The following is a 14879-nucleotide window of genomic DNA, read 5'->3' on the forward strand; positions in this document are numbered from 1 at the left end:
GGATGGCATGATGGATTGAAATATATAAATGGTTGGCGGGTCCTGTCGGTCACGGTGCCGCCCGGCCGGAACCGGTCCGGGCCGCCCGTAGCGGGCCGTACCCGGCGCCGACCCGGTTCTGAGGAGCCAGCGTCATGACCATGCCCCGTTCCGGACGCGTACCCGCCCGGGGCCGCACGGCCCTCGCCGCCCTTGCCGTACCGGTCCTCCTCGCGGGGGCGCTCGGCAGCGCCGGTCCGGCCGGCGCGGCCGATCCGCCGCACCGGGTGGCCAATCCGTACGCCGGGGCCCGGGTGTACGTGAATCCCGAGTGGTCCGCCCGGGCCGCCGCCGAGCCCGGTGGCGACGCGGTCGCCGACCAGCCGACCGCCATCTGGCTGGACCGGATCGCCGCGATCGAGGGAACGGACGGGGCGATGGGCCTGCGCCACCATCTGGACGCCGCCGTGGCGCAGCGGGCCGACCTCGTACAGGTGACCCTCTACAACCTGCCGTCCCGCGACTGCGGCCGGCCGACCCCGCAGGGCGAACTCTCGATCGATCAACTCGACCGGTACCGGACGGAGTTCATCGATCCGATCGTCGAGATCCTCGCCGACACCCGCTACGCCGGCCTGCGGATCGTCGCCTTCGTCGAGCCGAACTCGCTGCCCAACCTGGTCGTGAACACGAGCCCTCGGCACACCGCCACCTGGGCCTGCGACAGGGTGCGGGACCGGGGCATCTACCTGGACGGGATCGGGTACGCCCTGGCCCGGCTCGGCGCCCTGCCCCACGTCTACCCGTACCTGGACATCAGCCACCACGGCGAACTCGGCTGGCCGGACAACTCCGGCCCGGTGGCGGCACTGCTGCGCCAGGCCGCGACCACCGCGGGCAGCACGCTGGCGAACGTGCACGGCTTCGTCGCCAACACCGCGAACTACTCCGTGCTGCACGAGGAGTACTTCCGCGCCGACACCGTCGTCAACGGCCAGCCGGTGCACCAGTCGAGGTGGGTCGACTGGAACCCGTTCGTCGACGAGGTGCCATACGCGCGACACATGCGGGATCTGCTGGCCGAGGAGGGCTTCGCCGCGCAGGCGAGTCTGCTGGTCGACACCTCGCGCAACGGCTGGGGCGGCCCGGCCCGGCCCACCGGCCCGGCGGCGACCACCGGCGACCTGAACGAGTACGTCGACCGAAGCCGGATCGACCGGCGGGCGTACATCACGAACTGGTGCAACCAGGCGGGCTCCGGCCTCGGCGAGCGGCCGGCCGCCGCCCCGGAGCCGGGCATCGACGCGTACGTGTGGGTCAAACCGCCCGGTGAGTCCGACGGTGCCGATGTCGACCGGGCGTGGGGCCAGCCGTACGAGCCGATGTGCGATCCCGACTACAACCTGCCGGGCGGCTCCTACCGCAGCACCGGAGCGCTGCCGGGCGCTCCGCCGATCACGGAGTGGTTCCCGGCGCACTTCCGGCAGTTGCTGGCCAATGCCTGGCCGCCGCTGTGACAGGCGGTTACCGGGATAGCGCGGCGACCGGGGTCAGCGTTTCGGGCGCAGCGTGTCGACCCGGGCCACCGACTGGTCGATCCGCTGCTCGGTGAGGCGCCCGGAGCGGACCAGCCGGACGACGGTGTCGAGGGTCTGGCCGACGATGTTCGGGTCGTACTCCTGCTGGTTGCCGAAGACCAGCAGGTCGACGCCGGCCTCCAGGGCCAGCGCGACCGCCTCGTCCAGCCCGAACCGGCTGGTGATCGCCACGGCCTGCATGTCGTCGCTGACCACCGGGCCGCGCCAGCCGAGCCGGCCGCGCAGCAGGTCGGTGACGACCGCCCGGGACAGCGAGGCCGGCCGGTCCGGGTCGAGCTTCCGGTTGAGTACGTGCCCGACCAGTACCGAGTCGGCGGCGCCCTTGGCGAGCAGCTTCTGGAACGGTTCGAGTTCAACTTCCCGCCACGAGTCGGTGACGTCGACGACGGCGAAGTCGGTGTTCCCGGTCGCGCTGCCCAGCCCGGGAAAGTGCTTGAGCGACGTGCGTACCCCGGCGGCCCGGTGCACCCGGACCTCCTCGGCCGCGTTCCGGACCACCACGTCCGGGTTGGCGGAGAAGCTCCGTTCGAGCTTGCCGACGGCGGGACTGTCCGGGCGCAGGTTCAGGTCGACCACTGGCGCGTAGTTGAGGTTGACGCCGATCGAGGTGAGGCTGTGCACGAGCCCTTCCGCCCAGGCCCGGGTGGTCGGGATCGAGTCCGCCCGGCCGATCTCGGCCTCCGACCGGGTGGCCGGGAAACCGTTGTCGGGGTTGAGCCGGGCGACCCGACCGCCCTCCTGGTCGATCGAGACGAGCAGCCGGCCGGGTGACGCCTGTTTCAGGGCCTTCACCAGTGCGGTCACCTGACCGGGTGAGCTGATGTTGCGGACGGCGTCGGTCTTCAGGTCACGGTCGAAGAGGATGACGCCGCCGAGCCCCTCCCGGATCGCCGTGACGATCCACTCGGCCTCGGTCGCCTGCTGGCCCCGGAAGCCGACCACCAGCAGGCTTGCGATCTTGCGCCGTAGCGCCGCCTCGTCGCGCCGGGCCGGACCGGGCGGCCGGGACGGGGTGGGAGCGAGCCGGGCCGGCGTCGGGCCCGAGCCGCATCCGGAGGTACCCGCCGCCAGCGCGGCCGAGCCGAGGCCGGTGAGCAGCAGCCGGCGGCTGAGGCGGGGATCGTTCACCTGATCCAGGCTACGGTCGGTGACCAGGGCCGCGCGGCACAATGCGAGCAGCGGTGCGAGGTCCGGGCGGGTCACCGCGCGGCGCGGGGCTTCGGTCGTCCGGATCCACCGGCTCCGGCCCGGGCCGAGGAGGCGGACCGGTGCGCCGGGCGCCGATGCGCCGAGCGTCGGCAGCGGCCCCTGCTAGCTAGCCGGCCCGGACGGCGACGGTCTCCGCCGGGGTCCGGGCGCGGCGACGGCGGCCCGCGCTCAGCCCGACGGCGATGCCGACCGCCGCCACCAGCACCCCGGCGGTCTGCCCGAGGTGCGGCGGTCGACCGGCCTGGACCGCCGCGGTGAGCAGGGTGGCGATCGGCATCACCCCGACCAGTACCCCGGCCCGTTCCACCCCGAGGGTGCGCAGCCCGGTGAACCAGGCGAGGAAGGCGATCACGGTCATCATCGCCGCCAGGTAGCCGAACGCGGCGGCCTCGGTCGGGGTGGGCAGCCGCCACCGGGCCAGCTCACCCGCCGGGATCGCCGCCAGCAGCAACAGCGGTACGGCCAGCGCGCAGGCGTACGCCGCGACGCGTACCGGGCCGAGCCGGGGCAGTACGGCCGCAGCCAGCAGCGAGAACGCGATCTCGCCGCCGAACGCCCCGAGCGAGGCGACGATGCCGGTCGCGTCCGCCCGACCGCTGCCCTGCACCAGTGCGGTACCGGCGACGACGATCCCGGCCGCCGCGACCAGCCGGAGCGCCGGGCGGCGGCCACCGGTGAGCGGGCCGAGCAGGGCGAGCCCGAGCGGCGCGGCGCCGATGAAGGTGCCCACCACAGCCGGATCGGCGTGCGGCAGTGCGACCAGGATGCAGGCGTTGAACCCGGCCATCCCGGTCAGCGCCAGCGTGGTCAGCACCACCAGCTCCCGCCGATTCGGCCGGCCGGGCGGAGGCGTGCCGCCGGCCAGCAGTCCCGGAAAGCGTCGGACCAGGGCGAACAGTACGGCCGCGGCCAGCGCGTACCGGGCCGCCTGGCCGGTCAGGTGTGGATAGTCGAGGACGAGTTGACTGATCGAGACGGAGCTGCCGACCAGCACCATCCCGGTGACGCAGAGCAGCACCGCGACCGAGTTCGAGAGCTTCACCGGACCGACGCTAGGGCGTGATTGGTCCATGGGACAGGGCCAAACCAAGGCGTCATGACAGGACCATTGGGCCGCGTACCGCCGGGTCGGCCGCCGGGTCGGGCCGAAGCGCCGGCCGACGGGGAGCGAACTGATCGTCTAGGTTTGCCCCATGCCACCATTCGTCCCGCTCGCCGAACGGATCGTCGACGCGCTCCTGGCGAGCGACCCCGACCTGGCCTCGACGGTCGGCGAGCACGGTCTCGACGACCAGTTGCCGGACCGGTCCGCCGACGCGGTGGCCGGGCGGGTGGCGATGCTGCGGGACGCCGCGCACGCCCTCTCCGAGGTGGACGCCGAGGAGCTGGACGTCCCGGAGCGGGTCGACCACGCCGTACTCACCGCCCTGGTCGACCGGGGGATCTTCGAGCTGACCGAGGTGCGGTCAGCCGAGTGGAACCCGCTGGTGCACAACCCGGGGCCGCTGCTGCACGCGCTGGTCGCCCGGCCGTTCGCCCCGGTCGACGTACGGCTGACCAGCCTGGCCGGGCGGCTGGCCGCCGTACCGGACGCGCTGGCGACGGCGCGGGCCGTGCTCCGCGACGTCCCCCGGATCCACGCCGAGACCGCCGTCGGCCAGTTCGAGGGCACGGCGGCGCTGGTCCGGGGCCAGGTGCCGGCCCTGCTGGCCGAGGCGCCCGGCCTGCGCGACACGGTCGAGCCGGTCGCCCGGATGGCGGTCCGCGAGCTGACCGGGTTCGCCGAATGGCTCCGCGCCGGGCTGCGCGACGACGCCGGGCCGGGGCGGGACCCCCGGTTGGGGCGGCGGCTCTGGGAGGGGCGGCTCTGGCACACCCTGGACACCGAACTCGGCGCCCGGCAGGTGCTCGACTCCGCCTGGGCGAATCTGGAGCGGGTCACCGAGGAGATCCGGGCGGCGGCGGTCGAGCTGGTCGGTGGCCCGGCCTCGGACGAGACGGTACGTCAGGCGCTGGCGCTGCTCGCCGACGAGCACCCGGACAACTCCTCGGTGGTGCCGCTGGCCCGGACCACCCTGGACGAGGTACTCGACTTCGTCGCCGACACCGACCTGGTGTCACTGGTCGACGACCCCTGCGTGATCAAGGAGATGCCCGAGCACGACCGGGGGGTCGCGGTCGCCTACTGCGACGCCCCGGGGCCGCTGGAGTCCGCCGCCGTGCCGACCTACTACTGCATCGCGCCGACTCCGGCGGACTGGTCCGCGACCCGGGTGGAGTCGTTCTTCCGGGAGTACAACGACCACATGATCCGCAACCTGACCGTGCACGAGGCGGTGCCGGGGCACTTCCTCCAACTGGCGCACGCCCGGCGCTACCGGGGCAGCAGCCGGGCCCGCGCGCTCGGCCACTCGGGCCCGTTCATCGAGGGCTGGGCGGTCTACGCCGAGGAGGCGATGGTCGCGCGCGGCTTCGGCGGACTGGCGGTGCGGTTGCAGCAGCTCAAGATGCAGCTCCGGATGACCATCAACGCGATCCTCGACCAGTTGACGCACTGCGAGGAGCTGTCCGAGTCCGACGGGCTGGCGTTGATGACCGGGCGGGGCTTCCAGGAGGAGGGCGAGGCGGTCGGCAAGTGGCGCCGGGCCCTGCTCACCTCGACCCAGCTCTCCACCTATTTCGTCGGCTACCACCAGGTCGCCGGGATCGCCGCGCGCCGGCCGGACGGGGTGCCGGTCCGGCAGTGGCACGACGCGATGCTGGCGCACGGCTCCCCGTCGCCGCGCCACCTGCCCGCGCTGCTCGGCCTGGACGAGTACGACCTGGCGTGAGGTCAGGCGGGCGGCTGGCCCGCCTTGGCGCGCCGGTCGATCAGTCCGGCACCGGCGGGCAGCTCGAAGGCGCTGCTCTCCACCGCGTCGCGGTAGCGGCTCAGCGCCACCTCGAGTTCGGTGCCGTCGACCGTACCGGTGAAGCTGCCGAGTGCGCCCTCGCTGGTGATGCAGGCGTCGAAGCCGGCCGCCGGGGCGTCGCTGAGCTGGTCGACCTCCACGCAGGTGGCGTGCCGGCCGGCGACGGTGGTGTCGTACTGCCGGATCGTCGCGTCCGGGTCGAGTGCGGCGGCGGTGAGCAGGCCGACCACCACCGGCGGGGTGACCAGGCCGCGCTTGTTCATGTCCGCGAAGATGGTGACCGACGGCTTGGCGTTGGCCGGCGGGGGCGGGGTCAGCGTGCAGGTGGGCTTCTTCGTGCTGGTGTCGCAGGCCGTGGTCGCGTCCGTGGTGACCGTCAGCTTGCCGCCCGGATAGGTGTACGCCGCGCGCAGCGGGTCCTGCGACTGCGAGATCGAGGCGTTCCGGCCGCCGGGGAGCTGATAGTCGGCCGAGTAGGTCAGCTCGTTGGACCGGTCCAGCCGGGCGGCCAGGTCGTTGACCAGGTCTGCCCGCCCGATCACCCGACCGGCGTCGTCCAGGGTCTGGCACCCGGAGACCGTCAGTACGGAAATGATCGCCCCCGCGAGTACCCGGAGTGAGATCGACACAGCCGGCATGGCCCACAGCCTTCACGATCGGGTCAAGCGCGCGCAAACCGGTTCCCACGTACTGTGAAAGAAATCCACAAATGTCGGGCGGTCCCACGGCCCGGCGGCCGGGCCCGGAGGCAGCGCCCGGAGCCCCGGGCCCGACCGATAGGCTGCCTGCGGGAGCCTGCGCCGCACCGCCGCGACGGGGACGGACCACCATCGGCTATCGATGGACAGACTTCAATCTCTGAGGAGCAGGACAGTGGCCACCATCGAGGGAATCGTCGCCCGGGAGATTCTCGACTCGCGCGGCAACCCGACCGTCGAGGTCGAGATCGGGCTGGACGACGGCACGGTCGCCCGCGCCGCGGTGCCGTCCGGCGCGTCCACCGGAGCCTTCGAGGCGATCGAGCTGCGCGACGGCGACAAGGACCGCTACAACGGCAAGGGCGTGGAGAAGGCGGTCGCCAACATCGAGGACCGGATCGTCGACCAGCTCGTCGGCTACGAGGCCAGCGAGCAGCGGCTGATCGACCAGAAAATGCTCGACATCGACGGCACCGACGACAAGTCGGAGCTGGGCGCCAACGCCATCCTCGGGGTCTCGCTGGCGGTGGCGAAGGCGGCGGCGAACAGCGCCGAGCTGAGCCTCTTCCGCTACCTGGGCGGCCCGCACGCGCACCTGCTGCCGGTGCCGATGATGAACATCCTCAACGGTGGCGCGCACGCCGACTCCAACGTCGACGTGCAGGAGTTCATGATCGCCCCGATCGGCGCGCCCTCGTTCCGCGAGGCGCTGCGCTCGGGCGCCGAGGTCTACCACGCGCTCAAGTCGGTGCTGAAGAAGAAGGGCCTGGCCACCGGCCTCGGCGACGAGGGCGGCTTCGCCCCCGACCTGCCGACCAACTCCACCGCGCTCGACCTGATCGCCGAGGCGGTCGAGAAGGCCGGCTACCGGCTCGGCACCGACATCGTCTTCGCGCTCGACGTGGCCGCCACCGAGTTCTTCTCCGACGGGGTCTACACCTTCGAGGGCGGCACCAAGACCGCGGACGAGATGACCGCCTACTACCAGAAGCTGGCCGACGACTACCCGATCGTCTCCATCGAGGACCCGCTCTCCGAGGACGACTGGTCCGGCTGGGCCGGGCTGACCGCCTCGCTCGGCGAACGGGTGCAGATCGTCGGCGACGACCTCTTCGTCACCAACCCGCAGCGCATCGCCCGGGGCATCGCGGAGCGGACCGCGAACGCCGTACTGGTCAAGGTGAACCAGATCGGTTCGCTGACCGAGACCTTCGAGGCGGTCGACATGGCGCACCGGGCCGGCTTCAAGTGCATGATGAGCCACCGTTCCGGCGAGACCGAGGACACCACCATCGCCGACCTGGCGGTGGCCACCGGCTGCGGCCAGATCAAGACCGGTGCGCCGGCCCGCTCCGACCGGGTGGCGAAATACAACCAGCTACTGCGGATCGAGGAGGAGCTGGCCGACGCGGCGCGGTACGCCGGCACCGGCGCGTTTCCGCGTTACCGTTCGAACTGACGGGTCAGCCTTCGGGGGAGGGGTGCGACGGCGATGACGCAACGCCGTACGCCGAGCGGGCAGGGTCCGGCTCGACGGCCGGATCGCGGTGGCCGGTCCGGGACGTCCCGGACCGGTCGTGCCGCGGGTCGGGACCCCGGGTCCCGGACCGAGCCGCGACAGGGCCAGGCACGCTCCTCCGGAGCCGCCCGGGCCGCCGGTTCGACCCGGGCCGCCGGCACCGGCCGGGGCGCGGACGGCTCCCGCTCGGGCAGCCGGCCCGCGGCCGCCCGCCGGACCGTCGCCGCCCGGGCGGTGAAGCGGACGTACGCCCAGCACCCCCGGCGCTACACCGGCCGGGCGACCGTACTCGCCGGGGTGCTGGTGGCGCTCGCGCTGGCCTACACCTATCCGGTGCGGGTCTATCTCAACCAGCAGTCCGACATCGCCCGGATCGAGGCGGCCCAGCAGGCGCAGCGGGAAGTCATCGGTGACCTGACCGAGGAGGCGGCGCTCTGGGACGACCCGGAGTACGTGAAGATCCAGGCGAGGGAGCGGTTCTACATGGTGCTGCCCGGCGAGGTGCCGCTGGTGGTGCTCACCGACCACAAGGGTGCCGCCCGGGACGCCGGAGTCGATCCGTCGGCGGCCGAACGGGCCCCGGAGCCCTGGTACGACACCCTCTGGTCCAGCGTGCAGGCCGCCAACGAGCAGCCGGACCGGGCCGGCCGGTGAGCCGTCCCGACCCGGTCGGCGTACCCGGTGGAGTGGGTCGTCCCGGCGCGGAGCCGGCGGCGGCCGGCGTGCCGGCACCGGTGCGGGAGCCGGCCACCGACGCGGACCTGGCGGCGGTCGCCGCCCAGCTCGGCCGGACCCCGCGCGGCACCCGCGCGGTGGCGCACCGCTGCCCGTGCGGCCAGCCCGACGTGGTGGAGACCACCCCCCGGCTCGCCGACGGCACACCCTTCCCCACCCTCTTCTACCTGACCTGCCCGCGCGCGGTGGCCGGGTGCAGCCGGCTGGAGTCCGCCGGGCTGATGCGCGAGATGCAGGAGCGGCTGGGCACCGACCCGGAGCTGGCCGAGCGCTATCTGGCGGCGCACCGGGACTACCTGTCCCGCCGGGAGGCGATCGGCACCGTGCCGGAGATCGACGGGATCTCGGCCGGCGGCATGCCGGGCCGGGTGAAGTGTCTGCACGTGCATCTCGGGCACGCGCTGGCCGCCGGCCCCGGCGTCAACCCGTTCGGCGACGAGGTGCTGGAACTGCTCGAACAGTGGTGGGCCGACGGTCCGTGCGTCGAGCCGGTGCCCTCGGCCCGGTCGGCGGAGCCGACCGGATGACCGGCGGCGAGCCGGCGACGGTCCCGGCCGAGCTGGTCATCCGGCGGGCCCGGACCGCCGACGTACGCGGGATCCGGGACCTGATCGACACCTACAGTCCGGAACGGCGGCTGCTCAGCAAGGCCACGGTCACGCTCTACGAGGACGTCCAGGAGTTCTGGGTCGCGGTGGATCCGGCCGACGGTACGGTGGTCGGCTGCGGTGCCCTGCACGTGATGTGGGAGGACCTGGCCGAGATCCGGACGGTGGCGGTGCACCCGGCACACCGGGGCCGCAAGATCGGCCAGCGGATCGTGGCGGAGCTGCTGACCACCGCCCGCGAGCTGGGCGTCGCCCGGGTCTTCGTGCTCACCTTCGAGACCCGGTTCTTCGCCGCCTTCGGTTTCGTCGAGATCGACGGGGCGCCGGTGCCGCAGGCGGTCTTCGAGCAACTGCTCCGCTCGTACGACGAGGGCGTCGCCGAGTTCCTCGGCCTGGAACGGGTCAAGCCGAACACCCTCGGCAATGTCCGGATGCTGCTCAGACTCTGACGACTCCGGCTCGGACGGGTGTAGCCGCGACTCCGACGACGTAGGGTGAAGATCGTGACGAACCGGGTGGCCGCGATCGACTGCGGCACGAACTCGATCCGGCTGCTCGTGGCCGACCTGCCGGACGCGTCCGCCGGGCCGGGGGCCGAGCTGGCCGAGGTGGTCCGGCGGATGGAGATCGTCCGGCTGGGCCAGGACCTCGACCGGACCGGGCGGCTGGCACCGGAGGCGCTGGAACGGACCCGGCAGGCGCTGGTCGGCTACGCCACCTCGATCGAGTCACTCGGCGTGTCCCGGGTACGCATGTGCGCCACCTCCGCCTCCCGGGACGCCTCCAACGCGGGCGAGTTCCGCGCCATGGTGGTGGACACGCTCGGCGTCGAGCCGGAGGTGGTGACCGGCGAGGAGGAGGCCCGGCTCTCCTTCACCGGTGCCGTACGCGGGCTGGGCGACGACGTCCGGGCGCCGTACCTGGTGGTCGACATCGGCGGCGGCTCCACCGAGTTCGTGGTCGGTGGCCGACCGGCCGGTGGCGGCGCGGCGGCGGTGGACGCGGCGGTGTCGGTGGACATCGGCTGCGTCCGGATGACCGAACGGCACCTGCACGGCGACCCGCCGACGCCGGAGCAGTTGGCGGCGGCCGAGGCCGACATCACGGCGGTGGTGGACCGGGCGCTGTCGGTGGTGCCGGGACGGGAAGCGGCCACCCTGATCGGGCTGGCCGGCTCGGTGACCACGGTCGCCGGGATCGCGTTGGGCCTGCCGGAGTACCGCCCCGACCGGATCCACCACGCCCGCATCCCGTACGCCGACGTGCTGAAGGTGACCAGCGACCTGCTGGCCCGGTCGTCGGCGGAGCGGCTGACCATCCCGGTGATGCACCCCGGCCGGGCCGACGTGATCGGGGCCGGTGCGCTGGTGCTCAGAATCGTCATGGAGCGGGCCGGGATGAGCTCGGTGATCGCCAGCGAGCGGGACATCCTCGACGGCATCGCCTACAGCCTGCTGCCGGCGTAGCAGCGGTTCGGCTGTCGGCATTCCCGGCGGGGCCCGGTGGGGTCCCGGGGCTCGGCGTCGGCCGCCTCCGCCCGGGACCCCGCACCGGCAGCCGTACTACCGGGCCCGCAGGATGACGATTTCCGGGTGGGTGCCGGAGAGACTGATCGGGTGCCGCTCCCGCACGGTCAGCCCGGCCCGCCCCGCGTCGGGCGACTGGCCGTCCACATCGGAGGCCAGCAGCACCGCCCGTCCGGCCGGGCGCAACACCCGGCGCAGTTCCGTCCAGAACCGCCGCTGCCGCCGGGCCAGGGTGCCGGCGAACGGCACCTGCCGGTCCCACGGCGGGTTGGTGACCACCAGGTCGACGGCGCCGTCCGGCAGCGGGATCCGGCCGGCATCCGCCACCACCCAGCCGATCGGCGCGTCCCCGCCGTTGCCGGCGGCGATCGCGACGACGGCCCGGTCGATGTCACTGCCCACCACCGACAGTTCTCGACCCGAGCGGGTGGCTTCGACCGGTACCGTCCCGGCGCCGCAGCAGGGGTCGAGGAGCAGGTCGCCGTCGCGCGGCCCGGCGAGCCGGACCAGCGCGGCGGCGACCGGCGGGTGCAGGCTGCCCGGCCGGGACATCCGACGGTACGCGCGGCGGTGCAGCGGCCGGTCGGCGATCCGCAGCGCCACCAGGGCCCGGTCGTCGACGAGGGTGACCCGCCAGGACAGTCCACCCGGCGGTGGCGCGACCCCATCCCGCCGGCTGTGGTACGGCAACCCGAGCGCGGCGGCGATCGGCTCGCCGACCGCGTCCTCCAGATCGAACCGGGTGAAGTTGCGCCGCCCCAGGAACGACGCGGAGACGTCGATCCCGGAGAACGGTGCCGGCGCGTCCATCCCGGACAACGGTGCCGACCTGTCCATCCCCGGCGGTCGGCGGTCGGCACGGCACCGGCGCCACCCGGCCAGCAACTCCCGCAGCGGCAACGCCGTCGCGGCCTTGCCCAGTATCCGGCAATCGGCCCGGCTCCGGCCGATCCCGTACACCACCGCGCCGACCAGGAAGACGTCGTCGGCGCAGCGTAGCTCCAGTACCTCGGGACCGGGATCGAGGCAGTCGAACCACACCTCGCGGTGTGCGACCGCACTGACCCGGCCCACTCCCAGTGTTGTTATCTCGTCGGCCACCACCGGCTCGATGCCCCGCACCGTCCGCGCCACCAGGCGCGCGGCCGTCACGACGTGACGACGGTGCCAGGACGCGGTGTGGCCCCGGCGCGGGTACGCGCCGGCAACCGAAAGATCATCCGATCTTCTCCCACGTCGCGACTCGGGGCGACGCGCTGCCGCCCCGCATCGCTGGCGAGGGGTTATCCGCAACCCGCCAGCGGTCGCGTCAGACGAGGTAGAAGAAACTCATGGGCCGGAGCGTAGCAACCGGCCGGGCGGCACGCCGCTGGCAGGGGCAGGTAACCGGCCGTTGCGTCAGGGAATACCTACCAGTATTATGCATCGTACTTCTAGGGTTGGGGGCTGGGTGAGGTCTCGTGAAGGTCGCTAAGGATTTGGTGGCCGCCTCGGCGACACCGATGGTGCTCGGCATCCTGACCGAGGGCGAGAGCTACGGCTACGCCATCCTCAGGCGGATCAACGAGCTGTCCGGGGGCGAGCTGGACTGGACCGAGGGGCTGCTGTACCCGTTGTTGCACCGGCTTGAGCGCCTCGGTTATGTGGAGTCGAGCTGGCAGACGGTCACCGGCGAGCGAAAGCGCAAGTACTACCGCATCACCGACAAGGGCCTGGCTGAGCTGGCCGAGCAGCGCCGGCAGTGGGACACCGTCGTAGACGCGCTCAAGGAGATCTGGCGTGACCGTGTGCCGCTGACGGTGGACCCGTTGGAGAGCGGCGCATGACGGCGCAGGATGGGCATGAGGAGTTGGAAGCGCAGTTCGAGCAGTGGCGCCGGTACGTGCTTCGCCGAAGGGAGCTGCAACCGTTCGACGCCGACGAGCTCGAAGACCACCTCCGCGGCTCCGTTGACGAGCTCGTCGCAGCAGGCCTGAGCCCGGATGAGGCGTTCCTGGTCGCGGTCAAACGGATGGGCAGCCTCGACGAACTCTCCCGCGAGTTCGCCCGGGAGCATTCGGAACGGCTGTGGAAACAGCTGGTGCTGACCGCCGATCCCGGCAGCCCGGTCGCCGGCACGCGCTCCGGGCGGGACCTGTGGGTCATGGTCGGCTGCGCGGCGGGCGCGGTGGCGTCCGTCAAGGTGCCGGCACTGTTCGGGCTGACCTTTGAGGACGACAGCTCGTTCTACGCGCGGAACTTCACCCTGTTCGCGTTGCCCTGGCTGGCGGCGTTTCTGGCCTGGCGCCGGAAAGCCCGACGGTCAGTGATCGCGATACTGATGGCGCTGTTCGCTCTCGGCGCCGTGGCGGCCAATGCCTACCCCCTGGCGGACAAGTCGCAGTCCCTGGTCGTCACCAGCATCCACCTTCCCATCGCCCTGTGGCTCGTGGTCGGTCTGGCCTATGTCGCCGACGACTGGCACTCCTCCCGTCGACGCATGGACTTCATCCGCTTCACCGGCGAGTGGTTCATCTACTTCGTACTCATGGCCCTCGGCGGCGGCGTACTCTCCGCCTTCCTGTTCAACACCTTCAAGGCCATCGGAATCGTCCCGGAGGAGTTCATCTCGCATTGGCTCCTTCCCTGCGGCGCCACGGCCGCAGTCGTCGTGGCCGGGTGGCTCGTAGAGGCCAAGCAGAGTGTCGTCGAGAACATCGCGCCCGTCCTCACGCGGTTGTTCACCCCGCTCTTCACGGCCGCCCTCCTCGCCTTCCTCGTCGCCGTCGTCTGGACCAGCCACGGCATCGACGTCGAGCGCGAAGCGCTGATCCTGTTCGACCTCCTGCTGGTCGTGGTGCTGGGGTTGCTGCTCTACTCGCTCTCGGCCCGCGATCCGCTGGCCCCGCCCGGCCCGTTCGACAAACTCCAGCTCGCGCTCGTGGTCAGTGCGTTGGCCATCGACGTGCTGGTGCTGATGGAGATCACCGGGCGCATCACCGACGAATACGGCAGTACGCCCAACAGGGCGGCCGCGCTCGGCGAGAACGTCATCCTGCTGGTCAACCTCGCGTGGTCGGCGTGGCTCCTGCTGACCTTCATCCGCCGGCGCACGCCGTTCGCGGCGCTCGAACGTTGGCAGACCGGCTACCTTCCGGTGTACGCCGCGTGGGCCTGGATCGTGGTCCTCGTCTTTCCTCCCTTGTTCAGCTACGTCTAACCGAGAAGGTCCCCCCAAATGACACCAATGTCGCCCGCCCGGCGGTGTGGCAGGTCTGTCGTAACGCTCGCGTGCCAAGCACGCACATCCGGCCAGTAGTGCTCCGGGAGCGCGGTACCGTCATCGCTGACATGATCGATTGCACTCAACTCGGCATGATCGGACGCTGCGCGCCAGCCGTACGCCGCCACGCTCTGTGATCCGTGCACAGCCGGCTGTTGCCCACTCTGCGGTAGATCCGGACGTCTATTGCTCTGACCGTGCCAGAACCGCCGACCCGGCCAAGGGGTTGCTGGTTGCTCGCGAGCTCCGGGCTCTGGCGCAAATTGTGTGATGGACGTCAGGCGATGAGTCGTTGTCCGGCTGTGCGATGTCGTCGAGCAACTCCTTCCGCACCTGGCCGGTATCAAGATCGAGGAGGTGCGGTCGGGCGCCGAAGTTGTCGTTACAGCCGTGTGGAGCAGACCGTCGCGCGGCACAAATGCTGCCTCGACGGACCGATCGACACGGCCCCCCGGCGAGTCCGCCGAGGCGGTAGCCGCCGAGCCGACCGGGGCGATGGCCGAACGCCGCCGCGCCCACCACGCCCTGGTCCACAAGTTGCTGGCGCAAGGTGCCGGATTCCGGCGGATCGCCCGTCATCTCGGCTGGTCGCACCGCACGGTATCGGAATATGCCCACGCCGCCACCTGGCAGGAGTTGGTGGTCGGACAGAAGCCACGACCGAGCCTGGTCGACCCGTTCAAGCCCCATCTGCTGCGCCGCATCGGCGAAGGCCGTGTCAAAGTCAGCACCCTAGTATCGCGAGATCACCGCTCAAGTCTTCACCGGCAGTTACCCGATCGTCCGCAAGTTCGTCGAGCAGTACCGCAGTAAACCCGAATTGACGACTACAC

General features: G+C 71.9%; 14 protein-coding genes. 10 read left to right on the forward strand and 4 right to left on the reverse strand.

Annotation, left to right across the window (positions count from 1 at the left end; genetic code table 11):
- The first annotated feature begins 134 nt into the window (after window positions 1-134).
- Window positions 135-1496 carry a glycoside hydrolase family 6 protein gene (locus ACQEVC_RS14790; protein WP_432877356.1) on the forward strand — a complete coding sequence of 454 codons (1362 nt, stop codon included), beginning with the start codon at window positions 135-137 and terminating at the stop codon, window positions 1494-1496.
- A 33-nt stretch (window positions 1497-1529) separates the two neighbouring features.
- Here ACQEVC_RS14790 and ACQEVC_RS14795 read toward each other — a convergent pair whose 3' ends face one another.
- Both ACQEVC_RS14795 and ACQEVC_RS14800 read right to left on the reverse strand, forming a co-directional pair.
- Window positions 1530-2705: a glycoside hydrolase family 3 N-terminal domain-containing protein gene (locus ACQEVC_RS14795; RefSeq protein ID WP_432877359.1), complete on the reverse strand. Its 1176-nt coding sequence runs from the start codon at window positions 2703-2705 to the stop codon at window positions 1530-1532.
- Window positions 2706-2892: 187 nt separating this feature from the next.
- Window positions 2893-3828, reverse strand: a complete 936-nt coding sequence (locus ACQEVC_RS14800; protein WP_432877362.1) for a DMT family transporter — start codon at window positions 3826-3828, stop codon at window positions 2893-2895.
- Between the two features lie 151 nt (window positions 3829-3979).
- On the opposite strand from ACQEVC_RS14800, the gene ACQEVC_RS14805 reads away from it, so the two are divergent.
- On the forward strand, window positions 3980-5617 hold the full coding sequence (locus tag ACQEVC_RS14805) for a DUF885 domain-containing protein (RefSeq protein ID WP_432877364.1): 1638 nt from the start codon (window positions 3980-3982) through the stop codon (window positions 5615-5617).
- A gap of 2 nt (window positions 5618-5619) precedes the next feature.
- On the opposite strand, the gene ACQEVC_RS14810 is transcribed toward ACQEVC_RS14805, so the two are convergent.
- Window positions 5620-6336 carry a hypothetical protein gene (locus ACQEVC_RS14810; RefSeq protein ID WP_432877366.1) on the reverse strand — a complete coding sequence of 239 codons (717 nt, stop codon included), beginning with the start codon at window positions 6334-6336 and terminating at the stop codon, window positions 5620-5622.
- A gap of 235 nt (window positions 6337-6571) precedes the next feature.
- On the opposite strand from ACQEVC_RS14810, the gene eno reads away from it, so the two are divergent.
- From eno to ACQEVC_RS14835, 5 genes are all read left to right on the forward strand, one after another.
- The gene (gene eno / locus ACQEVC_RS14815; RefSeq protein WP_432877369.1) at window positions 6572-7855 is read left to right on the forward strand and encodes a phosphopyruvate hydratase; all 1284 of its coding nucleotides are present in this window, start codon (window positions 6572-6574) and stop codon (window positions 7853-7855) included.
- A gap of 33 nt (window positions 7856-7888) precedes the next feature.
- Window positions 7889-8569, forward strand: a complete 681-nt coding sequence (locus ACQEVC_RS14820) for an FtsB family cell division protein (protein WP_432877372.1) — start codon at window positions 7889-7891, stop codon at window positions 8567-8569.
- A gap of 32 nt (window positions 8570-8601) precedes the next feature.
- On the forward strand, window positions 8602-9177 hold the full coding sequence (locus tag ACQEVC_RS14825; RefSeq protein ID WP_432891398.1) for a DUF501 domain-containing protein: 576 nt from the start codon (window positions 8602-8604) through the stop codon (window positions 9175-9177).
- Window positions 9174-9707, forward strand: coding sequence for an amino-acid N-acetyltransferase (locus ACQEVC_RS14830; protein ID WP_318394646.1), 534 nt, complete (start codon window positions 9174-9176; stop codon window positions 9705-9707). The genes ACQEVC_RS14825 and ACQEVC_RS14830 overlap by 4 nt, the downstream gene beginning before the upstream one ends.
- A gap of 66 nt (window positions 9708-9773) precedes the next feature.
- On the forward strand, window positions 9774-10724 hold the full coding sequence (locus tag ACQEVC_RS14835; RefSeq protein ID WP_432891401.1) for an exopolyphosphatase: 951 nt from the start codon (window positions 9774-9776) through the stop codon (window positions 10722-10724).
- A 96-nt stretch (window positions 10725-10820) separates the two neighbouring features.
- On the opposite strand, the gene ACQEVC_RS14840 is transcribed toward ACQEVC_RS14835, so the two are convergent.
- Complete coding sequence (locus ACQEVC_RS14840) at window positions 10821-11936, reverse strand: TRM11 family SAM-dependent methyltransferase (protein ID WP_432877376.1); 1116 nt, start codon at window positions 11934-11936, stop codon at window positions 10821-10823.
- Between the two features lie 308 nt (window positions 11937-12244).
- Here ACQEVC_RS14840 and ACQEVC_RS14845 point away from each other — a divergent pair, with 308 nt between their 5' ends.
- The 3 genes from ACQEVC_RS14845 to ACQEVC_RS14855 all read left to right on the forward strand — a co-directional run bounded on the left by ACQEVC_RS14845 (window position 12245) and on the right by ACQEVC_RS14855 (window position 14859).
- Window positions 12245-12610 carry a PadR family transcriptional regulator gene (locus ACQEVC_RS14845; protein WP_432877379.1) on the forward strand — a complete coding sequence of 122 codons (366 nt, stop codon included), beginning with the start codon at window positions 12245-12247 and terminating at the stop codon, window positions 12608-12610.
- A complete protein-coding gene (locus tag ACQEVC_RS14850; RefSeq protein ID WP_432877382.1) occupies window positions 12607-13983 on the forward strand; it encodes a permease prefix domain 1-containing protein in 1377 nt (458 codons plus the stop codon). Before ACQEVC_RS14845 ends, ACQEVC_RS14850 begins: the two co-directional genes overlap by 4 nt.
- Before the next feature lie 558 nt (window positions 13984-14541).
- Window positions 14542-14859 (forward strand): hypothetical protein, encoded by a 318-nt coding sequence (locus tag ACQEVC_RS14855; protein ID WP_432877385.1) that lies wholly within the window; start codon window positions 14542-14544, stop codon window positions 14857-14859.
- The last annotated feature ends 20 nt before the right edge of the window (window positions 14860-14879 follow it).

The sequence above is a fragment of the Plantactinospora sp. CA-294935 genome, from assembly GCF_050936445.1.
Taxonomy (GTDB): Bacteria; Actinomycetota; Actinomycetes; order Mycobacteriales; family Micromonosporaceae; genus Plantactinospora.

Bases quoted from the DNA above. Each gene is read 5' to 3' on its own strand.
- ACQEVC_RS14810 (WP_432877366.1), bottom strand. From the start codon at position 6,336: ATGCCGGCTGTGTCGATCTCACTCCGGGTACTCGCGGGGGCGATCATT.
- ACQEVC_RS14790 (WP_432877356.1), top strand. From the start codon at position 135: ATGACCATGCCCCGTTCCGGACGCGTACCCGCCCGGGGCCGCACGGCC.
- ACQEVC_RS14855 (WP_432877385.1), top strand. From the start codon at position 14,542: ATGGCCGAACGCCGCCGCGCCCACCACGCCCTGGTCCACAAGTTGCTG.
- ACQEVC_RS14850 (WP_432877382.1), top strand. From the start codon at position 12,607: ATGACGGCGCAGGATGGGCATGAGGAGTTGGAAGCGCAGTTCGAGCAG.
- ACQEVC_RS14830 (WP_318394646.1), top strand. From the start codon at position 9,174: ATGACCGGCGGCGAGCCGGCGACGGTCCCGGCCGAGCTGGTCATCCGG.
- ACQEVC_RS14820 (WP_432877372.1), top strand. From the start codon at position 7,889: ATGACGCAACGCCGTACGCCGAGCGGGCAGGGTCCGGCTCGACGGCCG.
- ACQEVC_RS14805 (WP_432877364.1), top strand. From the start codon at position 3,980: ATGCCACCATTCGTCCCGCTCGCCGAACGGATCGTCGACGCGCTCCTG.